The following is an 18,569-nucleotide window of genomic DNA, read 5'->3' as shown; positions in this document are numbered from 1 at the left end:
CCCGACACCGGATACGAACTCCCGCCCGGATACGGCATGTTCAACGGCACCTCGATGGCCTCCCCGCAGGCCGCCGGCGCCGTCGCGCTGCTGCTCTCCGCCGCCGCCCAGAACGGCACGAAGGTCTCGCCGCAACGGCTGCGCACCGCCCTGACCAGCTCGGCCGAGTTCCTCGACGACCAGCCGGCCTACGCACAGGGTGCCGGACTGATCTCCGTCCCCGCCGCCTGGAAGCTGCTGGCGAAGAACGCCGAGCCGACCGCGTACGACGTGAAGGCACCGGTGTGCGGTGTGCTCGCCGGTCTCCTCCCAACGCCGAAGTCGGGCGCGGGCGTATACAACCGCTGCGCACCGGGCGACGGCGGGCAGGAGCTGCACCGCCCCCGGACCTACGCGGTCGAGCTCACCCGTACCAACTCCGGCAGCCGCACGGCCGAGCTGTCATGGCTGGGCAACGATGGCACGTTCAGCGCCCCGCGCTCGGTGAGGCTCGACGGGGGAAGGGCCACCACCATCGGTATCCGCGCCCAGGCGAAGTCCTCGGGTGCGCACTCGGCGCTGCTGCGCGTCGACGACCCGGCCACACCCGGCGTCGACCGTCTCGTACCGGTCACCGTCGTGGTGGCGGCCGATCCGGCGAAGCCCTCGTACGCGGTGTCCGCCAAGGGCACGGTGGACCGCAACGCCACACGGTCCCTGTTCGTCGCGGTCCCGGACGGCGCGGCAGCGCTCGAGCTGGACCTGTCCGGCACCGCCGAAGGCAGCCAGACCCGCTTCCTGGCGATCGACCCGCAGGGCATGCCGGTCGAGGACACCGCGGTCAGCCGCTGCTACACGAACCACTCGGACCCGAAGGACTGCGCGTCCGACGCCCGCACCTACGAGCAGCCGATGCCGGGCGTCTGGGAGTTCGAGGTGGACGCGCGGCGCACCTCACCGGTCCTGGAGAACCCGTACCGGCTGAACGCGACGGTGCTGGGGGCGACGCTGGACCCGGCGTCCTCGGTCATCGACGAAGCCGCGCTGCACTCCCCGGTGGAGCGGACCTTCAAGGCCGTCAACCGGTTCGCCCCGGTGACGGCGCACGCGTCGGGCGGCTCGCTCGGCGGTCTCTCCGAGGCGCACCCGACCCTGGCCGACCAGCAGATGACGGGCAAGCGGATCGCGGTACCGCGTGACGCGACCCGCCTCGAGGTGAGCATCGGAAACGCCTCCGACGAGGACGCCGACCTGGATCTGTACCTGATCGGCCCGTCCGGCGCGCTGATCGCCTCCTCCACCAACGGAGGCGGTCGCGAGTCAGTGGCCCTGAAGGACCCGGCACCCGGCTTCTACGGGATCTACATCGCCGGCACGGACATTCCCTCCGGCAGCACCACGTTCGACGTCCAGGACACCCTGTTCTCGAAGTCGCTCGGCTCGGTGACCGTGGACGATGCGGATCCCGTCCGCCTCGCCCACGGAAAGTCGACACAGATCCGCGGCCGCCTGGTCGCGGACACCGCGCCGCCGGCCGGACGGCGGCTGGTGGGACGCTTCTCGCTGGCGACGGACGGGGGCACCACGCTGGGCAGCTCGGACGTGCTGCTCGGCAGGGTGACGCAGCCGCAGGCGGACGTCACCGGCTCGTTCGGCCCGGCGATGGGGTTCAGCCTGGACGACGAGGGACGGGTCTCGGGTGCCAAGCAGGTGTCCAACGTGACCCGGCCAGTCCGCTGGTCGCCCGACAGCGGTGTCACGCTGCTGGACAATGCCGGAAGCGGCATCGGATACGCCTTCGCCCAGAGTGCTTCGAGCGGTTACGCCACCGGTCAGTTGACCGTCGGCAAGGAGACGCGCGCGGCACTCTGGAACGCGGAAGGAAAGCTCACCACACTTCCGCTGCCCGAGTGGGAGACGTACACCTTCGCCCGCGGCTTCGCCGTCAACGACGGGGGCACCGTGACCGGTAACGCCACGGGGTACATCAAGAACCCGGCGACGGGGCGCGACCAGCAGGTGAACGACCCGTTCGTCTGGGACACGCAGAAGGGATACCGCAGGCTCGCGCACCTGACCGACAACCGCTCACTGACCGAGCCGATCGCCGTCAACGACGCCGGAGTGGTGGTCGGCCACTCCTCCAAGGACGGCCAGCGCCGCGCGGTGCGCTGGGACGCCGACGGCAGGATCACCGACCTGGGCACGCTCCCGGGCATGACCGACAGCCACGCCGAGTCGGTCAACTCCGCGGGCACGGTCGTCGGCACCAGCGGGGACGACGCCTTCGTCCTCGCCCCGGGCGGCACGATGACCCGGCTGCCCGACTTCGGCTTCGACGCCGAGGCGCTGCAGGTGAACGACGCGGGCTGGATCATCGGTACGGCCGAGACCGAGCCCGACGTGACCACATCCGTGGTGTGGGACCCGCAGGGCCGCATGTTCGACCTGGGCGCGATGGTCGACTCCTCCCACTGGGACCCGGTCGAGGGCATCGGCGTCAACAACAGGGGCGAGGTGGCGTTCTACGCCACCGACCTGAAGGACGGGGGTTCGACGAAGGTCGTCGTGGCCGGACTGCCCGGCTGATCCGCGCAGGGCGCGGCCGGCGGGCACACACCCCTTGTCGTGTGACCGCCGGCCGCGCCGGTTGCGACGCACCGGCAGACGTTCCCCGGCCCGTTCGTCCCGGCTTCTCGTCCGGCGCGCGGCGGGCCGCTGGGGTGCCGGGCGAGTACGGCCCGGGCCACCCGTACAACGCCGTCGGCCGCCGCCCCGTGGGTACGGAGCGGCGGCCGACGTGTGTCAGCGGGTCACTTCAGGCCGAAGGCCCGGATCACCTCCTGCTCGACGGTCAGTCCGTTCGCGGCCTCGGCAGTGGCCTTGAGCGACACGAATCCGCCCGGCTTCTTCGCGAGCTTCAGCTTCGCCGTCCAGGCGCCTCGCCCGGTCCGGTGCAGTTCGGCCGCCTGCCAGGTGGCACCGTCGTCGTACGACACCGACAGGGTCGCCGAGTCCGCGTAGGTGACCGAGTCCAGCCATTGCTGCGTCGAGACGGACAGGGTGAGGTCGACGCGGTGACCCGAGGCGACGTCGCCCGACAGGTCGGTGTCCACCTCGAAGTGCGGCTGAAGCAGCCGCAGCGGTTCCTTCCCTCCGTCCGAGGTGATCGCCCCGGAGGTGAAGCCCCATTCGGAGTGGCTGCGCACGGAGGTGTGCCAGTCGTCCGCGTTCCGTGCGTTGTCCATCACCAGCCGGTACGGCAGTACGTCGGCGGGCCGGCGCAGCGCGCGCACCGAGCGGCTCGAGGACTGCGCGATGAGGGTGTCGCCCTGGTAGAGCGCCATCTTGCTGGTGCCGGTGTCCTGCAGGCCCGACCGGTCGACGGCGCCGCCGTCGGAGTACGGGGTGAGGGCCAGGAAGAGGTTGTTGTTGCTGTCACGGCTGGGACCCGCGTATGCGCTCCCGACCGTGGGATGCTGGACCGGCGAGAACCAGCTGGTGGTGTAGCGCTTGCCTGCCGCGTAGCTCACCTGCCCACCGGTGATCTCCTGCCGTCCCCGCGTGTCCGCAACGGTGTGGTCCTCGAGCCAGGTGGCGCCGTTCTCCAGGTGGTCCACCCAGTCGGTGCGGACCATCGGGTAGTGCTCCTCCAGGTTGAGGCCGACCGCCGCGCCGTAGGTGGGGACGTCGTAGCGGTAGCCGTACCCGGCGGTGGCGCGGTCCGAGTGGAACCTGCTGTCGACGCGCGCCAGGTCGCGGTCCGGGTCGGGCGCGTAGTTCAGCGCGCGGTCCGGAATCCGGTCGGTGTGGCGGGACACCAGGTCGTACGTGTAGCGGGGGGAACCCTGCGCGTCGATGACGAGTTCCTTGCCGTGAGCGTCCCGGTCGAGCAGGTCGGCCGCCTGGGACCGGCGGACCGAGAGCACCGGGATACCGGTCTGCGTGTTCGAGTAGACCTCGTACAGTCTGCCCGGACGGTCGCTCAGGACGACGAGCGCCTTGGCGCCGGCTGCCTCGGCGTTGGCCACCCGGACGCTCGGCGGCACCGCGTCGCTGCGGTCCACGATGACGGCCTTGCCCTTGACGCCGGCGTCCGCGTAGTCGGCTTCGGCGCCCGTGCGGACGTACGCGGTGTGCAGTCGCAGCCGTCCGGTGACGGACGCGCTGCCGCCCTGCGAGAAGGCCGGCAGCGAGCCGTCGCCGGCCCGGTAGGTGAACCGGGGTTCCTGGAGGTTCCAGCGGGTGAGGAACTCGAAGTCGCCGTCGCTCACCTTCTCGGTGGGGGTGGCCCACAGCTGGTCGACCGCGATCGGCAGGGTGACCACGCTCCGTGTGACGGTGCCGTCCTGCGCGGTGCGCACCATCTCGTACCGGGTCTCGCGCGCTTCGGTCCGCTTCGGTGTCGTGGCGCTGACCCGCCGCGCCTTCGAGGCGTCCAGGGTGGCCGTGGCGTCCTGCGTCAGCTTGGTCTCCGGGTCGACCAGGAACGCCTTGGCCGCCGTGTGCTTGCCGTCGCCGGGGACGTCGAGCAGGGACCACACGACGTAGTTGCCCGGCGGCATGCGCAGGGTCTTGGTGCCCGTCACCTGATACGTGTCGGCCGTGCCGGATCCGAGTTCGGCCACGTTGACCATGCTGGTCGCGGGCTTCCCGTCCTGTCCGCGCACATCGATGGTGAGGTCGTAGCGCTCGCTCTCCTTGGCCAGCGCGAACCCGGTGTGGGCCACGACCTTTCCGGCGGCGCGGTCCTCTGCGGTCACCTGCCCGGAGAAGGTGGTCCCTGCGGCGACCTTCGCGGGGTCGAGCGAGAGGACCGCTTCGGCGCTGCCGCCGGCCGGGACGGTGACCTGGTCGGTGGACAGGGTGTACGCGGCGTCCGAGGTGCCGGTGGAGAGGTCCAGGGTGACGGGGACGTCGCCCTGGTTGCGGTAGGTCAAGGTGCGCTCGGCGACGGGGTCGTCGGCGCTGTGGGGCCAGGTGTACGAGGCCGCGGCGACCGAACCCGTGGCGGTGACCGGCGCGTCGACGACCGTGGCCACGTCCACGCGGCCGGTGCCCATCTCGTACGGCGTGTAGTCCGGCAGTTGCTTGGACGTGCTCATCAGCGCGTCCTTGAGCTGCTGGCCGGTCCAGTCCGGGTGCCGCTGCTTGAGGATCGCGGCCGCTCCGGCGACGTGCGGCGTGGCCATCGAGGTTCCGGACAGGGTGCGGTACATGCCGGTGACGCCCGGAATCGCCTGCGAGGCGGCGGCGGTGATGTTCACACCGGGAGCGGAGATGTCCGGCTTGAGGCCGGACGTCCCGATCAGCGGACCCTGGCTGGAGAAGGGCGCCCGCTCGTCGTCCGCGTCCACGGCGGCGACGGTCAGGGCCTTCTCGGCGGAGCCGGGAGCGGCGATCGCGCCGGGGTCGTAGGCATTGCCGGCCGCGATCACGAACAGCGGTCCGCCGTCGGCGGACAGCGCGTTCACGGCCTGGGCCATCGGGTCGGTGCCGTCGTCGGGCGTGGTGTCGCCCAGGCTCATGGAGACGACCGCGGCGCCCTGGTCCTTGGCCCACTCCATGGCCTCGATGATGCCGGAGTTCTGTCCGTAGCCGGCATCGCCGAGGACCTTGCCGACGAGCAGGTCGGCGGCGGGTGCGACGCCCTTGTAAGCGCCGCCCGAGGCGGCGCCGGAGCCGGCCACGGTCGAGGCGACATGGGTGCCGTGACCGTTCCTGTCCAGCACCTCCTCACCGGGTACGAAACTCTTGGAGCCGACGATCCGGTCCTTCACGTCGGGGTGGTCGGCGTCGATGCCGCTGTCGAGCACCGCGACCTTGACACCCTTGCCGTCGTAGCCCTCGGCCCAGGCCGCGGGTGCGCCGATCTGGGGCACCGAATCCTTCAGCGCGCCCTCGACCCGGGCGTCGAGCCACAGCTTCTTCACTCCGGCGGAGAGCGTACGGTTCGCACCCGGTGCGTCGACGGCGTCCCAGAACGTCCCCTGCCCCGAACGCTTCACCGTCAGCGCGGACCCGTGGATGCTGTCCAGACGACGGGTCAGGGTGCTCCCCTTGGGGGCGGTGGGCGCGGAACGCGTCGTGGCCCCGTAGGTGGCGATCACGGGGAGGCCGTCGGTGTGGGCGTCGTCATAGCCCATGTCGATCAGACCGGTGACGTCGAACAGGCGGCGGTCCAGCGTGCCCGCGGCGATCAGCGAGGCGGCCTCGTCGGGGACGACGTAATAGTCGTCCCCGAGTTGCTGCACCTCGACGCCGCCCTCGGAGCCGTCCACGCGGTCGACGGTGAGGGTGTCGCGGGTGCCCGGCCCGTCCACGTAGTGGACGACGTCACCGGTGATCAGGGTGACGTCGTAGGAGCGGGTGTCGTGCGCCGGGGCCGGTCCGGCGGAGGAGGCGGGCCGGGCTGCTGCCTGCAGGGGTATGAGGAGGCCGCCACCCATGGCTGTGGCACACGTGAGTGCCGCCAGCCGGCCTCGCCATCTGCGCGTCGCCCGGGGGTAACCGGAATGTTGGGTTTCGGAGGTCATAGGGAGCATCCTCCGCCCTGCCGGGCGGCCGATCGGCCGTCGCACGGTGGCGGCAAGCCGCCTGGCCACTCACCGCCAGCCGGCTCTGTCCGGCACCGGCAGGACGCACACGGGCGCTGCCGCCCACCGTGACGAACGGTGAGTGCCGGCCAGTACCGGTACCACTCCGGAACCGGCCGGCCCAGGACCCGCACGGCATGCCCGGCGTGGACGGCTGCCTGGTCAGCACCTGGAAGAGACGGATTCGGGCGGCCTCGGCGCCGAGACGGACAGGCGAAGGCAACGGGGAAAACAGGCCACCGACGGCAAGCGGTGCTGCCACCACGATCGCGCGGGCGACAGCGGCCGTCACGGGCTCGGCGGCCCTCAGGGAGCCCTTGCATCACCGTCCCCCGTACCTGAGGATCGCCCCCGCAAGCCCAACTGCTGCACCCCACACCCATTTCGGCGGGGAGCGGCGCGCGCAGGTACTCCGCACACCCCCACGGGGGAGACCCCCCCCCACCCACTGTTCAAGGAGAGCTTGTGTTCAGACGTTTCACGCGTCTCAGACGGCGGTCCTCCGCAGCCGTCGTCACCGCCGCGATGACCGCGGTACCCCTGGTGGCCGGAACCCTCCCGGCCATGGCGCAGACGGACCCTGCCCCGTACTCCGCCTACCAGGCGAAATCCGAGGGCAAGGTGCTCAAGCAGTTCGCCGCCAGGAAGAAGGTGACCTTCTGGGTCGCCTTCACGCGGGAAGCGGACGACGCGTCCGCCCGTGCGGCGAAGGGCAAGACGGCGAAGGCCCGTGCCGTCTACCGGACGAAGACCGCGTTCGCCAAGAAGTCCCAGGCCGGTGTCATCGCGCTGGCCGAGGAAGCCGGAGCGAAGTACAAGTCGTTCTGGATCTCGAACACTGTTCAGGTCACCGGTGACAAGGCGCTCGCCGAGAAGATCGCGGCCCGCTCGGACGTGGCCACCATCGAGGCCGACGACCCGGTCGAGCTTCCCGCCCCGCTGCCCGGCGCCAGGGAGCCCCGGGTCGACTCCGTCGAGTGGGGCGTCGACCGGATCAACGCCCCCAAGGTCTGGAACGACCTGGGTATCCGCGGTGAGGGCATCGTCGTGGGCAGCATCGACACCGGCGTCCAGTACGACCACCCGGCCCTCGCGTCCAAGTACCGGGGCCTGAAGGTGGACGGCACGTACGACCACGCGTACAACTGGGCCGATTTCACGGGTACGTGCCCGAGCTCCGCGCCCTGCGACAACCACGGCCACGGCACCCACACGACGGGCACCATGGTCGGCGACGACGGCGACGGCAACCAGATCGGCGTCGCGCCCGGTGCCCGGTGGATCGCGGCCAAGGGCTGCGGAACCGGCTCCTGCTCGCAGGCGTCGCTGCTGGCGGCGGGCCAGTGGATCGTCGCCCCCACCGATTCCTCCGGCGCCAACCCGCGCCCGGACCTCGCGCCGGACGTCATCAACAACTCGTGGGGGGGCGACGTCCTCGACACCTGGTACAAGGACACCGTCCAGTCGTGGCGCGACGCGGGCATATTCCCGGCGTTCTCCAACGGCAACAACGGAAGCGCCGGCTGCAACACCGCGGGGCCGCCCGGCGCGTACACCAACACCTACGCCTCGGGCGCCTTCGACAGCGACAACGTCATCGCGGGCTTCTCCTCTCGCGGCAGCGGTGAGGCCGGCACCATCAAGCCGAACATCGCCGCACCGGGTGTCGACATCCGCTCGGCCGCGCCCGGCGGCGGTTACACCGTCAAGTCCGGTACGTCGATGGCCTCGCCGCACACCGCCGCCACCGTGGCGCTGATGTGGGCGGCCTCGCCCTCGCTCCGCGGCGACGTCGCGGAGACCGAGAAGATCCTCAACGAGACCGCGATCGACACCGACGACACCAGCTGCGGTGGCACCGCGGCCAACAACAACGTCTGGGGCGAGGGCCGCCTGGACGCGTACGCCGCGGTCAGCGCCACCCCGCGCGGTGCGCTCGGCGCGCTCGGCGGCAAGGTCGTCTCCGGTGCCGCGGGCGTCGCCGGCGCCACCGTGACGCTGGACGGGCCGATGAAGTCCACCCTCACCACCGGCGCGGACGGTTCCTACGCCCTGCCCAAGGTGCTGGTCGGCGACTACAAGATCGCCATCTCCAAGTTCGGATTCCACACAACCGAGTCCACTCTCACGATCGTCGCGGACGAGACGACGACCAAGGACTTCACCCTGGAGCAGGCGCCCAGCGCCACGCTCAGCGGCACGGTGAAGACCGAGGCCGGCGCCGAGGCCGGCGCGAACATCGTGGTCCAGGGCACCCCGGTGAAGGCGGTCTCGGCCGCCGACGGCACGTACACGGTGACCCTGCCGGTCGGTACGTACAACCTCGCCGTCACGCCGGTCAGCCTCTGTGCCACAGGGACGGTCGCCAGAGTGCAACTGACCGCCGCGGCAGACAAGGACTTCTACCTGGACAGCCGGGCGGACGCCTTCGGCACGACCTGCCAGGTCGGCACGGGCGCCTTCCCGACCGGCGACACGAAACTGGCCGTCAACAGCCCCGTGGCCGGCTCGGCCCCCCTCGATCTGCCGTTCCCGGTCGCGCTGTACGGAAAGACGTACCGATCTGCCACCGCCACCGTCAAGGGCGTGGTCGCGTTCGGCACCTCCAGCATCACCTCGGCGAACATCAGCCTGCCGTCCACGAGCGTTCCCAACGGCGCTCTCTACCCCTTCTGGGACAACCTGCAGATCGACACCTCCTCCGGTGCCTCCGGCGTCTACTGGGCGTCCCGCGGCACCGCGCCGCACCGCTCGGTGGTCGTCGAGTGGCGGAACGTGCAGTTCATCTCGGCCCTTGCCCAGCGGATCACCTTCTCCGCGGTCATCAACGAGGACGGCACCGTCTCCTACCACTACAAGGACATCGGCGACGGAACCTACGAGAACGGCTCCAGCGCCACGATCGGTGTCGAGAGCGACACCGGCACGGACGCCCTGATGTACTCGTACAACGAGGCGTCCGTCACTGACGGTCTGAGCGTCTCCTTCAGAGCCGGCAGGAGCGCGGTCATCTCCGGCACGGTCACGGACGACAACGACGGCAAGCCCGTCGCGGACGCCACCGTGCAGATCAGCCAGGATGGCAAGGACATCGCCACCGGCTCCACGGGAGCCGACGGCGCCTATCTCGTCCAGGTCCCGGCGGGCACCACGAAGTCCGGCTACGACATCGCGGTCTCCGCGGACCACTACGCAGGTGCCACGGCAACGCGCGAGCTGACTGCCAAGGACATCACGGTGGCCGACGCCGCACTGAGGACGGGCCTGGTCAAGACCTCCGCGGCGGACTACGGACTGGTCGTCCCGGCGGACCAGAAGCGCACCCGTGCGCTGACCCTGAGCAACGCGGGCACCGCCACCGCGTACACGGTGAAGAAGGAGGGCGGCGCCGCCTGGGTGACCGTGACGTCCACCTCCGGCGAGCTGCCCACCGGCGCCGAACAGAAGCTGAACCTGGTCTTCGACACCAAGGGTGCGACCCCGGGCTCGGTTCTCACCGACACCCTGCTCGTCTCGTCGGAGAGCGGCAGGACACCCGTCATCAAGGTTCCTCTGAAGATCGTCGTCCCCGCCTACCAGACGGCGCTCGACACCGGCGCCACCGGTTCGGTGACGGACCTGCTCGGTGACACCTGGAGCCCCGACCGGGCGTACGAGGCCGGTGCGTACGGCTTCATCGGGAAATCGGGCACGATCAGCACGACGAAGACCGTCGCCGGCACCAGCGAGCAGGATCTGTACCGCACCGCCCGCAAGGGCGCGCTGGAGTACCGCTTCGACAACGTCCCCGACGGCGTCTACCGCGTCGAACTGGGATTCGCCGAGATCAGCGGCACCAAGCCCGGGGCCAGGGTCTTCGACGTGCTCGCCGAGGGCAAGGAGTTCGTCCCCAACCTCGACGTCGCTCTGGAGAAGGGCACGTACACAGCCCTGGACAGGACGATCACGGTGGAGGTCACCGACGGTCAGCTCAACGTCCGGCTGTCGGCCATACACGGCAAGTCACTGGTGAACTCGATCCGGGTCACCCAGCGGCCGGACCTGACGAGCTGAGTCAGGTCAGCCCGGCACATCGGCCGCAGCGGTCCCGTCCGGCATTCCGCCGGGCGGGACCGCAGGGCCGTTCAATCGTCCCGCTCCGGGTTCCCACCAGAGGAGGTTCCCGGGGCGAATTCCATGAGGAGCAGCGCGGAGTCGTCGTCAGGGGCGGTCCCGGTGAACGCGGTCACGTCCGCGCGCAGCCGGCTCAGGGCTGCTTCGAGGCGGCCTTCGCGGAGCAGTGGCCCCGCCCGCTCGACCACAGGGTAGAAGCGGCCGATGCCGTCCCTGGCCTCGCTGAGCCCGTCGGTGTACAGGAGCACCCGGTCCCCCGCCTGGAGGGCCGACCGCGCGACGCCTTCCTGCCGGGAGCCCGGTCCCGTCAGGACGGTGAGTCCGAAGGGGGCATCCGGCACCAGCGGTTCGAGCAACTCGGCCCTCCCGTCGGTCGTCACCAGCAGCGGAGCGGGATGCCCTTGATTGAGCACGACGAGGTGTCCGGCATCGCTGACCTGAGCAAGGAGGCCGGTCACGAACCGTTCGCCGTCGGTGCTGCGGTCCAGGGCGGTCTCGATGCGGCGGGCGATCTCCGCCAGCTCCACCGCGTCGGGAGCGGCTTCCCGGAACGAGGCCAGCACCACCGCCGCACAGCGTACGGTTCCCAGCCCCTTGCCCTGGACGTCGGCGATGACCACGCGGACGCCCCGAGGAGAGGCCACCGCCTCGTACAGGTCCCCTCCGACCCGGGTGGCCCGACTCGCCGAGACATACGAGGCAGTGAGGCGGACAGGGCCGATCGTCGGTGCGACGGGGGCGAAGAGCACGTCCTCCAGAGTGCTGGCCACTTCCTGCACGTCCACGAGGCGCCGCTCGGCCCGGATCCTCACCCACGCCGCGTAGGAAGCGGCCAGAGTGACGTACAGGATCGCGATCAGCGCGACATACATCCGTGCGAAGCCAAGACGACCCGAACTCGCCGCGACTGCGACGCAGAGGGCCATCCCGACACCACCCATAGCCGGGACGAGACGCACGGGTCCACGCGCGGCGGCGAGAGCAGGGCCGGCCGCGTAGACCGGCAGCAGGTTGAACTGCGCACCCGTGGCGATGTCCACGATCAGGACGATCCCCATGACCGCCAGCGGTAGCACGGCAGGTGCGGCCACGAATGTCCTCAACGAACGCAACAGCACGACCGCCCGCCTCCAGCACTCACCTGCCTGTCCCCACCATACGAAGGGCAGGGCGAACTCACGAGCCGAAACGGAGCGCACCGCTCGGCGGACCTCACGAGCTGTCCCGCAAGGAGCCAGCGGCTGCCCTCTTGGACTCCGGCGGGTGGTTCTTGCGTGGCTGCCTTGCCCGGCTGACCGGCCCTGCGCCGTTCAGGCGCCTGCGGTCGACTCGCCCGCACGGGGCGCGGAGGTCATCAGGCCGATGACCTCTGAGACGTACCGGTCGGTGTTGTCGAAGTGGCGGTTCATCGCCTCCACCGCAGCGGAGGCATCCCCGGACGCGGCCGCGGCGTAGACGTCGCGGCGCACGCCGACCGCCGAGGCATCGCCGATCGTGCGGCGGGTGGTCTGCTCGCGGACCCGCCGCAGAGCCCCGTTCATCAGCTCGTAGATGCCCAGGACCAGCGGGTTGTCCGCGGCGTCCAGCAGGACCTTGTGGAATTCGAGGTCGGCGGCCGCGAATGAGATGTTCCCTTCAGGCGGGCAGTTGCACGTCGTCGCCTCTCAGCCCGTCGCGTGCCATGCGGTTCTGCCGGGGGTGGTCACCGGCTCCGGGGAGAGAGAGGGCGGTCCGGAATTCATGCCGCGCCTCCGCGCGACGTCCTGCCGCCGCGTACGTGTTACCGAGACGGATGCGGACCTCCATCTCCAGCCATGTGCTCGCGCTCCGTGTGAGGGTGGACAGGGCTTCATGGTGGATGTCGACGGCAGAGTGCAGACTGCCCCGGACATGTTCCGCGGTGGCGAGACGGGACAGGCTCGCCGCGTGCAGTGGCAGGTCTTCGGCCTCGCGGGCCAGTTCGACCGCCCGCCGCAACAGGTCGGTGGCCTCCGTGTGCCGGCCTAGAGCCAGGTTGGCATCGGCGGCGAAGCACAGGGCGTTGCTGATCGTTCTGGGTCGGCCGTTCCTTTGGGCGATGGCGACGGCGACGGTGTAGTGCTCGAGCGCCTGTTCGTGCCGCCCTTGCTGGGATCGGATCGCGCCCAGATTGCAGAGCGCGATCCCGGTCAGCCAGCCGTCGCCGAGCCGCGCCGCCAGCTCCACCGCCTCACTCAGGTGAGCAACCGCGTCCTCGATGCGGCCCAGCATCCACTCCGCGGCCCCCATACCGGCGACGGTCCGAGCCTGGTTCCGCAGATCGTCGTGGCCGCAGCCGTGGTGCCGCGCCTCGGTGAACCAGGTGTGCGCCTGCCGGAACCGCCCCTGGTAGATGTCGACCATTCCCATGCAGTTACGCAGCGAGGAAGACATCCGCCGGTCGGCGGCCATCTCCGCGCACGGCAGCGCAAGCTCCAGCGCTGCGCGGCACTCGTGGAACCGGCCCTCGCGGACCAGGTGGTCGACCAGGGCTTCGGCGATCCGGCAGGAGTGGTCGAACTGCCCGGCGGCGGCCGCGTAGGCCACCACGTCGACCAGTTCTCCGCCCGCCGCCTTCAGCCATGCCGAGGCTTCCCGCCAAGTCGGGAACGGGGACCCACCCGTGCCGTCGGAGCCGGTTGAGAAGCCTTCGGGGCCCCAGTCGCTGGCGATGCGGCCTGCGGCCGTATAGAGGTGCAGCACAGCGGCGCGGTCTGCGGCCGCCTCCTCGGGCGCTTCGGTGGCGAGTCGCCGCGCCAGTGCCCGTACGAGATCGTGCAGCCTGTAGCGGCCGGGATGCGGCTGCTGCAGCAAGCTCGCGTCGACCAGGTCTTCCAGGATGTTCTCGGCGTCCTCAAGGGAGTTGCTCAGCATGGCGGCGAGGGTGAGCACGTCGAAGCGTGCGGTCGGCGCCAGGCCCAGTGCGCGGAATCCGCGCCGCTGTTCGGGCGTGAGCTGGTCGTACGACATCCTGAAGGCGGCTTCCACGCTGCGGTCCTCGGCACGCAGCTCGCCGAGGCTGCGTGCGTCGTCGGACATCCGGCCGGTCAGGAAGGCCAGAGTCCAGGACGGGCGGTTCTGCAGGCGAGCGCTCGCGATGCGCAGCGCCAGGGGGAGGCCGCCGCAACGCCGGGCAAGCTCGAGTGCTGCCTGGGGCTCGTGGTCCGCGCGGGACTCCCCGATGAGCTCTCGGAGCAGGCCGACGGCCTCGTCCGTGCCGAGTGGCTCGACGGTGAGCCGCAGATCGGCGTCGAGGCCGGGCAGGTGTTGCCGGCCTGCCACCAGAACCCGGCTCCCCGGCCCGGCGGGGAGGAGCGGACGCACCTGCTCGGCGCTGTGGGCATCGTCGACGACCAGCAGCAGCCGTAGTGCGCTGGTGGCCGCACGCCAGGCCGTGACAAGGTCCACCAGGTCCACCACGTCATCCAGGTCGTCCGGGATCTCGTCGCCGCCGGCGCGGACCGCGCGCAGCAGCCGCCGAAGGGCCCGCTGCGGGCCGACGCTCTCGTGGGCGGCGCCGTGCGTGTGCAGGTCCACGAACAGGCAGCCGTCGGGGTAGGCGTCGTCGAGGGCCCAGGCGGCGCGGACAACCAGGGCGGTCTTGCCGACGCCCGCCGTGCCATCGACCGTCACGACGGACACACCATCTGCGGACACCGGTGCGGTGAGCAGGGCGAGTTCCCTTTCGCGGCCGACCAGACAGGCTGTGTCACCGGGAAGGTCGTTTCGGCGGGGGCGGGGACCGCTCGGGTGATCGGACGCGTCGGGGAGGCGTTGCTCGGGCGGGGGTTCCTCGGGTTGCGTGTCGCGGGGAGTCGGGGTGCCGGACGCGGGCGACCCCGCCGATCGGGTGGGCAGCAGCTGGTGGTCCCGGCGCAGGACTGCCTGGTGCACTCGGCGCAGTTCATCTCCGGGTTCCATGCCCAGCTCGCCGAGGAGCCGGCGGCGCGTCTCCTGGTAGACGGCCAGTGCCTCAGCCTGCCGGCCGATGCCGTACAGCGCGCGCATCCGCAGGGCGGCGAGCGGCTCGTCGTGCGGACGGGCCAGGGGCGCTGCCATGAGCGCGTCCAGGGCTTCCGGGTAGCGCCCGAGCAGCACCAGACACTCCGCCCGGTCCTGGTGCAACGTGCGTAGCTGCCGTGCCAGCCGCTGCCGCTCCGTGTCGGCGAGCGGCCCGGGCAAGCCCGGCAGCGGCTCGCTGCGGAGCAGGTCAAGGGCACGGCCGCCGTGGTCGAGCGCCGCGTCGAAGTCACCGTCAGCTTTGGCGCCTCGGGTACGGGCGACCAGTTCGACGAGGTCTTCGAGGTCGGTCCGGGCTCCGCCGGGCACGAAGCGGTAGCCGCCGCGCCCACTGTGGATCACCGAGTTGACCGGCCCGGCACTCGCCCCGTTCAGCGTCTTGCGAAGCGCATAGACGTAGCTCGACAGGACCCGGTGGCCCGTCGCCGGGGGCTCGGTTCCCCATACGTCGTCCAGGAGTTGTCGGTATGTCACGAAGGCCGGTGCGCGCAGAATCAACGCGGCGAGAACCGCCTGCCGTCGTACCGGTCCGAGTGCGAGTGGTGAATCGCCGCGTCGGGCCCTGACCGGCCCGAGCAGGTCGATCCGCAGGTGCCCCCTCGAATCGACCGGACTCGCGCCCGAATCCACTGCGTCCACGCCCACTTCGAATTCCCCACGTCCCCGTGCCGGGGCAGCTCTCAAGTCCCTGCATCAGCAGGATTTCACCGGCATTTCAGCGCGTCGCGAAAGAGTTTGCCAGGTTGCCCCGGAGCCGGCGCCCGGACGGGGGGTGAGCTGCCCCACGAGCGGCCGAGCGGTCGGGCATCGACGGAAGGGGCAGCCAGCAGGCCCTCCCGTGTGCGGGGTTGCGGACGGCAACGCCCGGCCGGCACAACATCAGGAGAGAAAGAACACCATGTCGCATATCAATCGCACCCCCGGCACACAGCCCACCCGCCGCGGTGGGCGATGGGAACGCTACCGGGTCGCCCACCCGTTCTCCGCCCAGGACCAGGCAGGCCTGTGGGGCTTGATCCTGGGCGTCGTAGCACTGGCCGTCCTGCTCGGCTGGGCACTCGACATGAAGGGCGGTGTGGTCATCGTCGCGGCGGTCCCCTTCATCATCACCTGGTTCGAAAAGCGACGCACCGCGTTCCAGTTCGACGCAGCCGGCGCCCGGTTCGAGCACGTGCTGCTGCCGTGGACGGACGTCACCCAGTTCGTCGTGGCCACTCCGCCCGACGACCAGTACGCGCTGATCGGCGCACGCCTGCGTCCCGGCGCGACCTTGCCGGCGGGTGCCGTCGGCCCGTCGCAGAACCCGGCCATGCCCGCACCGATCCATGTCGCCGTTCCGCGTACCAAGTTCGATCTGGCGAAGATGGCACGGAAGGCACGTAAGTACGCCCCGCCGCACGTCGAGATCGTGGTCGCCGATCCGTCCGGTGAACGCGCGGCAGGCTGAAGGGCTGTCCCGCGATTCCCGGCGGATCAGCGCGCGGCGTCAGATGCGGTGCATCGCAAGGCGGAGAGGCGTCCGCATACATAAGAGGGCACCTCCCGGGCGAAGCCTGGGGGTATGCGGACGTTCCGACAACGCGGCGCGGGGGCACCCCCGGACGAAGTCCGGGGGTGCGCCGTAGCTGTCGTCGCGCGCCCGCCGGGAACTGCGGGACAGCCCTGGGGGGCCGCCGCCCCTGCCCGCCCACCATCAACATGCCAGTACGCCAAGAGGAGAGAAGATCGTGACGTTCCGAGTGCGACGGGGCGAAGACTGATGCCTCACTCGCCACAGCCCTGGGACATGCCACCCCCGGAGCAGCGACCGGTGCCGGGCAACCCGTACGCCACGGATGGCTACGGCCCTCCGGCCCCGCCGGGCCGCCGCAGGCGCTTCGGCACGATGCCGGCGATCGCCGCGGCCGTCGTTCTTCTGCTCCTGGTGGCGGGTGGAGCGGTGTACGCCGTCTCCGGCGGCGGGTGGGGCGGCTCCACCGCGCCCGCCCCGGAGAAGGCAGCCCGTCCCTCCGGGACGCCGACCGCTCCCCGTACCCCTGCGGTCCGTACACCCGAACCGAAGCGGATCCCGACGTCGGAGGAGATCAACGCCGCGCGCGAGCCGGGGGATGCCACAGCGTGGATAGTCGACGACCGGACCGATCTGCCCGGTCGGAACATTCATCTCAACGATCTGTGGATCGTCGGCGACACCGTCGTCCAGGCCGTGTACAGGAAGGTCACCGCCCACCGGCTCTCGGACGGTGCCGAGCTGTGGAGCGTGCCGTTGCCCGCTCCCGTCTGCGAGACACCGGTCAACCCGACCCCCGACGGCAAGGTCGTCCTGGTGTACAAGAACAGCCAGGCCCGGAACGGGAACCGGTGCAACCAGCTCCAGATGATCGACCTGCGGACCGGGAAGGCCGGGTGGCACAAGGAGCTCACCGAGACCGGCTCCGGGGACGACACGATCGTCGTGCACACCGCCATCAGCGGGGGCACCCTCGCGGTCGTACAGGACATGACTGCCGCCGCGTACGGGGTCGGCGACGGCGCCAAGCTCTACGACATCCCGATGGAAAACCCTGGGAAGTGCTACCCCGACGACGTGGCGGGCGGCTCCCGGCTCCTGGTGAGCTCCGACTGCGCGATCAGTTTCGACCGCAGCAAGGCCTACAGCCAACTCCGCGAAATCGACCCGCGCACCGGCAAGGTTCTCTGGCGCTTCAGGACCCAGCCGGGCTGGAAGGCCGGCAAGGTGCTCTCCGTCGCCCCTGTCGTCTTCACGACGCTCCACGCCGAGGAACGCACCGACAACTGGCGGATCGTCTCCCTGGGGCCCGGCGGAAGGGTCCGCACCACCATCGACGCGAGGCAGAAGGGCTTCAAGTACTGCGCCGACATGGGGACGCGGGCGAGGGCATCCAGAACTGCGACGGCACCGCCGTCGGCAAGGACACCGTGCATCTGGGGGGCACCGGCCAGGTCGGCGCGTACGACCTCACCACCGGAAAGTTCGTCTGGGGCGTGAAGTCCGATGACAGCACCCTTCACCCCCTGTACGCGGAGGACGGCACGCACGCGCTCGTGTACGAGGCGGCCTCGCCGCGCCGGCCGGGCGGGATCATCCGGTTCGGCCCAGGTGGCGTGGACACGGACAAACAGGTGCTCCGGCATCCCGAATCGGCCCGGGCCTCGGAGTACGGCATGCTCGCCGGGAACCTGGCCTACGCGAACGGCCGGATCGTCATCACGCCGTCGTTCGTGAACGGCGACGACGCGCGGCCCGCAGCCCGCATGCTGTCCTTCGCCCCCGAGGCCCCGTGAACCGGCCGTACGAGCGCTGATCTCGGGCACCCAGCACCGGCACCGCGCCGCGTCCTGGACACGCGCAGTTGACGGGCCACCGTGCCGTCCAGGACGCGACCGTACGGGGGTAGGGATGGCGTCTCGATCCACCGATCAAGGCGCCGTCCCTGACGGTCTTTCATCAACTCGGCGGCGAATTGCACGTGCTCGGGGGTCGAGCGGGGGCAGCGGGCAGCTGTGCAGCCCTCGGCCCCACCCCTGATACAGAGAGGGGCAGGAGGAAGCCCGTGCCGGAGCCCTCCCCCGTACCGATGGCCGTCCGCACGGCCGCAGCCGAAGATGTCCGAGGGTGAGACCTCCGCTCGGAGCGTTATCCGAGCGCAGGGTCTCCGGCAGGACCCTGAAGGCGTCGCCCGCACAAGCGCCTCCCTGGTGATTCGCAGGTCAGGCGACTGCCGGAGTCCGTCTGCTCGGCCCATCGCAAGGAGGAAACCAGGTCGAGCGACCTCCCGAGCCACATAGCCTCAGGTCAGGCACCCTTTGCGGTAGGCTCCA

Annotated in this window: 9 protein-coding genes; 5 read left to right on the top strand and 4 right to left on the bottom strand. The window is 70.7% G+C overall.

Annotated features, from left to right (window positions below):
* Nucleotides 1-2,568 (top strand): S8 family serine peptidase (locus ACGFNN_RS34655; protein ID WP_393561907.1); only part of this gene is annotated, 2,568 nt, incomplete at its 5' end.
* Nucleotides 2,569-2,792: 224 nt separating this feature from the next.
* On the opposite strand, the gene ACGFNN_RS34650 is transcribed toward ACGFNN_RS34655, so the two are convergent.
* Nucleotides 2,793-6,515 carry a S8 family serine peptidase gene (locus ACGFNN_RS34650; RefSeq protein WP_393561906.1) on the bottom strand — a complete coding sequence of 1,241 codons (3,723 nt, stop codon included), beginning with the start codon at nucleotides 6,513-6,515 and terminating at the stop codon, nucleotides 2,793-2,795.
* 525 nt (nucleotides 6,516-7,040) lie between these two features.
* Between ACGFNN_RS34650 and ACGFNN_RS34645 the strand changes: the two genes are divergently transcribed.
* Nucleotides 7,041-10,628, top strand: coding sequence for a S8 family serine peptidase (locus ACGFNN_RS34645; protein WP_393561905.1), 3,588 nt, complete (start codon nucleotides 7,041-7,043; stop codon nucleotides 10,626-10,628).
* Nucleotides 10,629-10,699: 71 nt separating this feature from the next.
* Here ACGFNN_RS34645 and ACGFNN_RS34640 read toward each other — a convergent pair whose 3' ends face one another.
* From ACGFNN_RS34640 to ACGFNN_RS34630, 3 genes are all read right to left on the bottom strand, one after another.
* The gene (locus tag ACGFNN_RS34640; protein ID WP_393561904.1) at nucleotides 10,700-11,779 is read right to left on the bottom strand and encodes a PP2C family protein-serine/threonine phosphatase; all 1,080 of its coding nucleotides are present in this window, start codon (nucleotides 11,777-11,779) and stop codon (nucleotides 10,700-10,702) included.
* Between the two features lie 219 nt (nucleotides 11,780-11,998).
* Nucleotides 11,999-12,316, bottom strand: a complete 318-nt coding sequence (locus ACGFNN_RS34635; protein WP_393561909.1) for an FCD domain-containing protein — start codon at nucleotides 12,314-12,316, stop codon at nucleotides 11,999-12,001.
* A gap of 7 nt (nucleotides 12,317-12,323) precedes the next feature.
* On the bottom strand, nucleotides 12,324-15,365 hold the full coding sequence (locus ACGFNN_RS34630) for a BTAD domain-containing putative transcriptional regulator (protein WP_393561903.1): 3,042 nt from the start codon (nucleotides 15,363-15,365) through the stop codon (nucleotides 12,324-12,326).
* 259 nt (nucleotides 15,366-15,624) lie between these two features.
* Here ACGFNN_RS34630 and ACGFNN_RS34625 point away from each other — a divergent pair, with 259 nt between their 5' ends.
* From ACGFNN_RS34625 to ACGFNN_RS34615, 3 genes are all read left to right on the top strand, one after another.
* Nucleotides 15,625-16,173 (top strand): hypothetical protein, encoded by a 549-nt coding sequence (locus tag ACGFNN_RS34625; protein WP_393561902.1) that lies wholly within the window; start codon nucleotides 15,625-15,627, stop codon nucleotides 16,171-16,173.
* A gap of 312 nt (nucleotides 16,174-16,485) precedes the next feature.
* Complete coding sequence (locus ACGFNN_RS34620) at nucleotides 16,486-17,736, top strand: PQQ-binding-like beta-propeller repeat protein (RefSeq protein ID WP_393561901.1); 1,251 nt, start codon at nucleotides 16,486-16,488, stop codon at nucleotides 17,734-17,736.
* The gene (locus tag ACGFNN_RS34615) at nucleotides 17,667-18,032 is read left to right on the top strand and encodes a hypothetical protein (protein WP_393561900.1); all 366 of its coding nucleotides are present in this window, start codon (nucleotides 17,667-17,669) and stop codon (nucleotides 18,030-18,032) included. Before ACGFNN_RS34620 ends, ACGFNN_RS34615 begins: the two co-directional genes overlap by 70 nt.
* Nucleotides 18,033-18,569 lie beyond the last annotated feature (537 nt).

Source organism: Streptomyces sp. NPDC048590 (assembly GCF_043199535.1).
In the GTDB taxonomy this organism is placed as follows: domain Bacteria; phylum Actinomycetota; class Actinomycetes; order Streptomycetales; family Streptomycetaceae; genus Streptomyces.
Note: the sequence above shows the minus strand (reverse complement) of the source record. Positions and strands in the feature narration are given on the sequence as shown.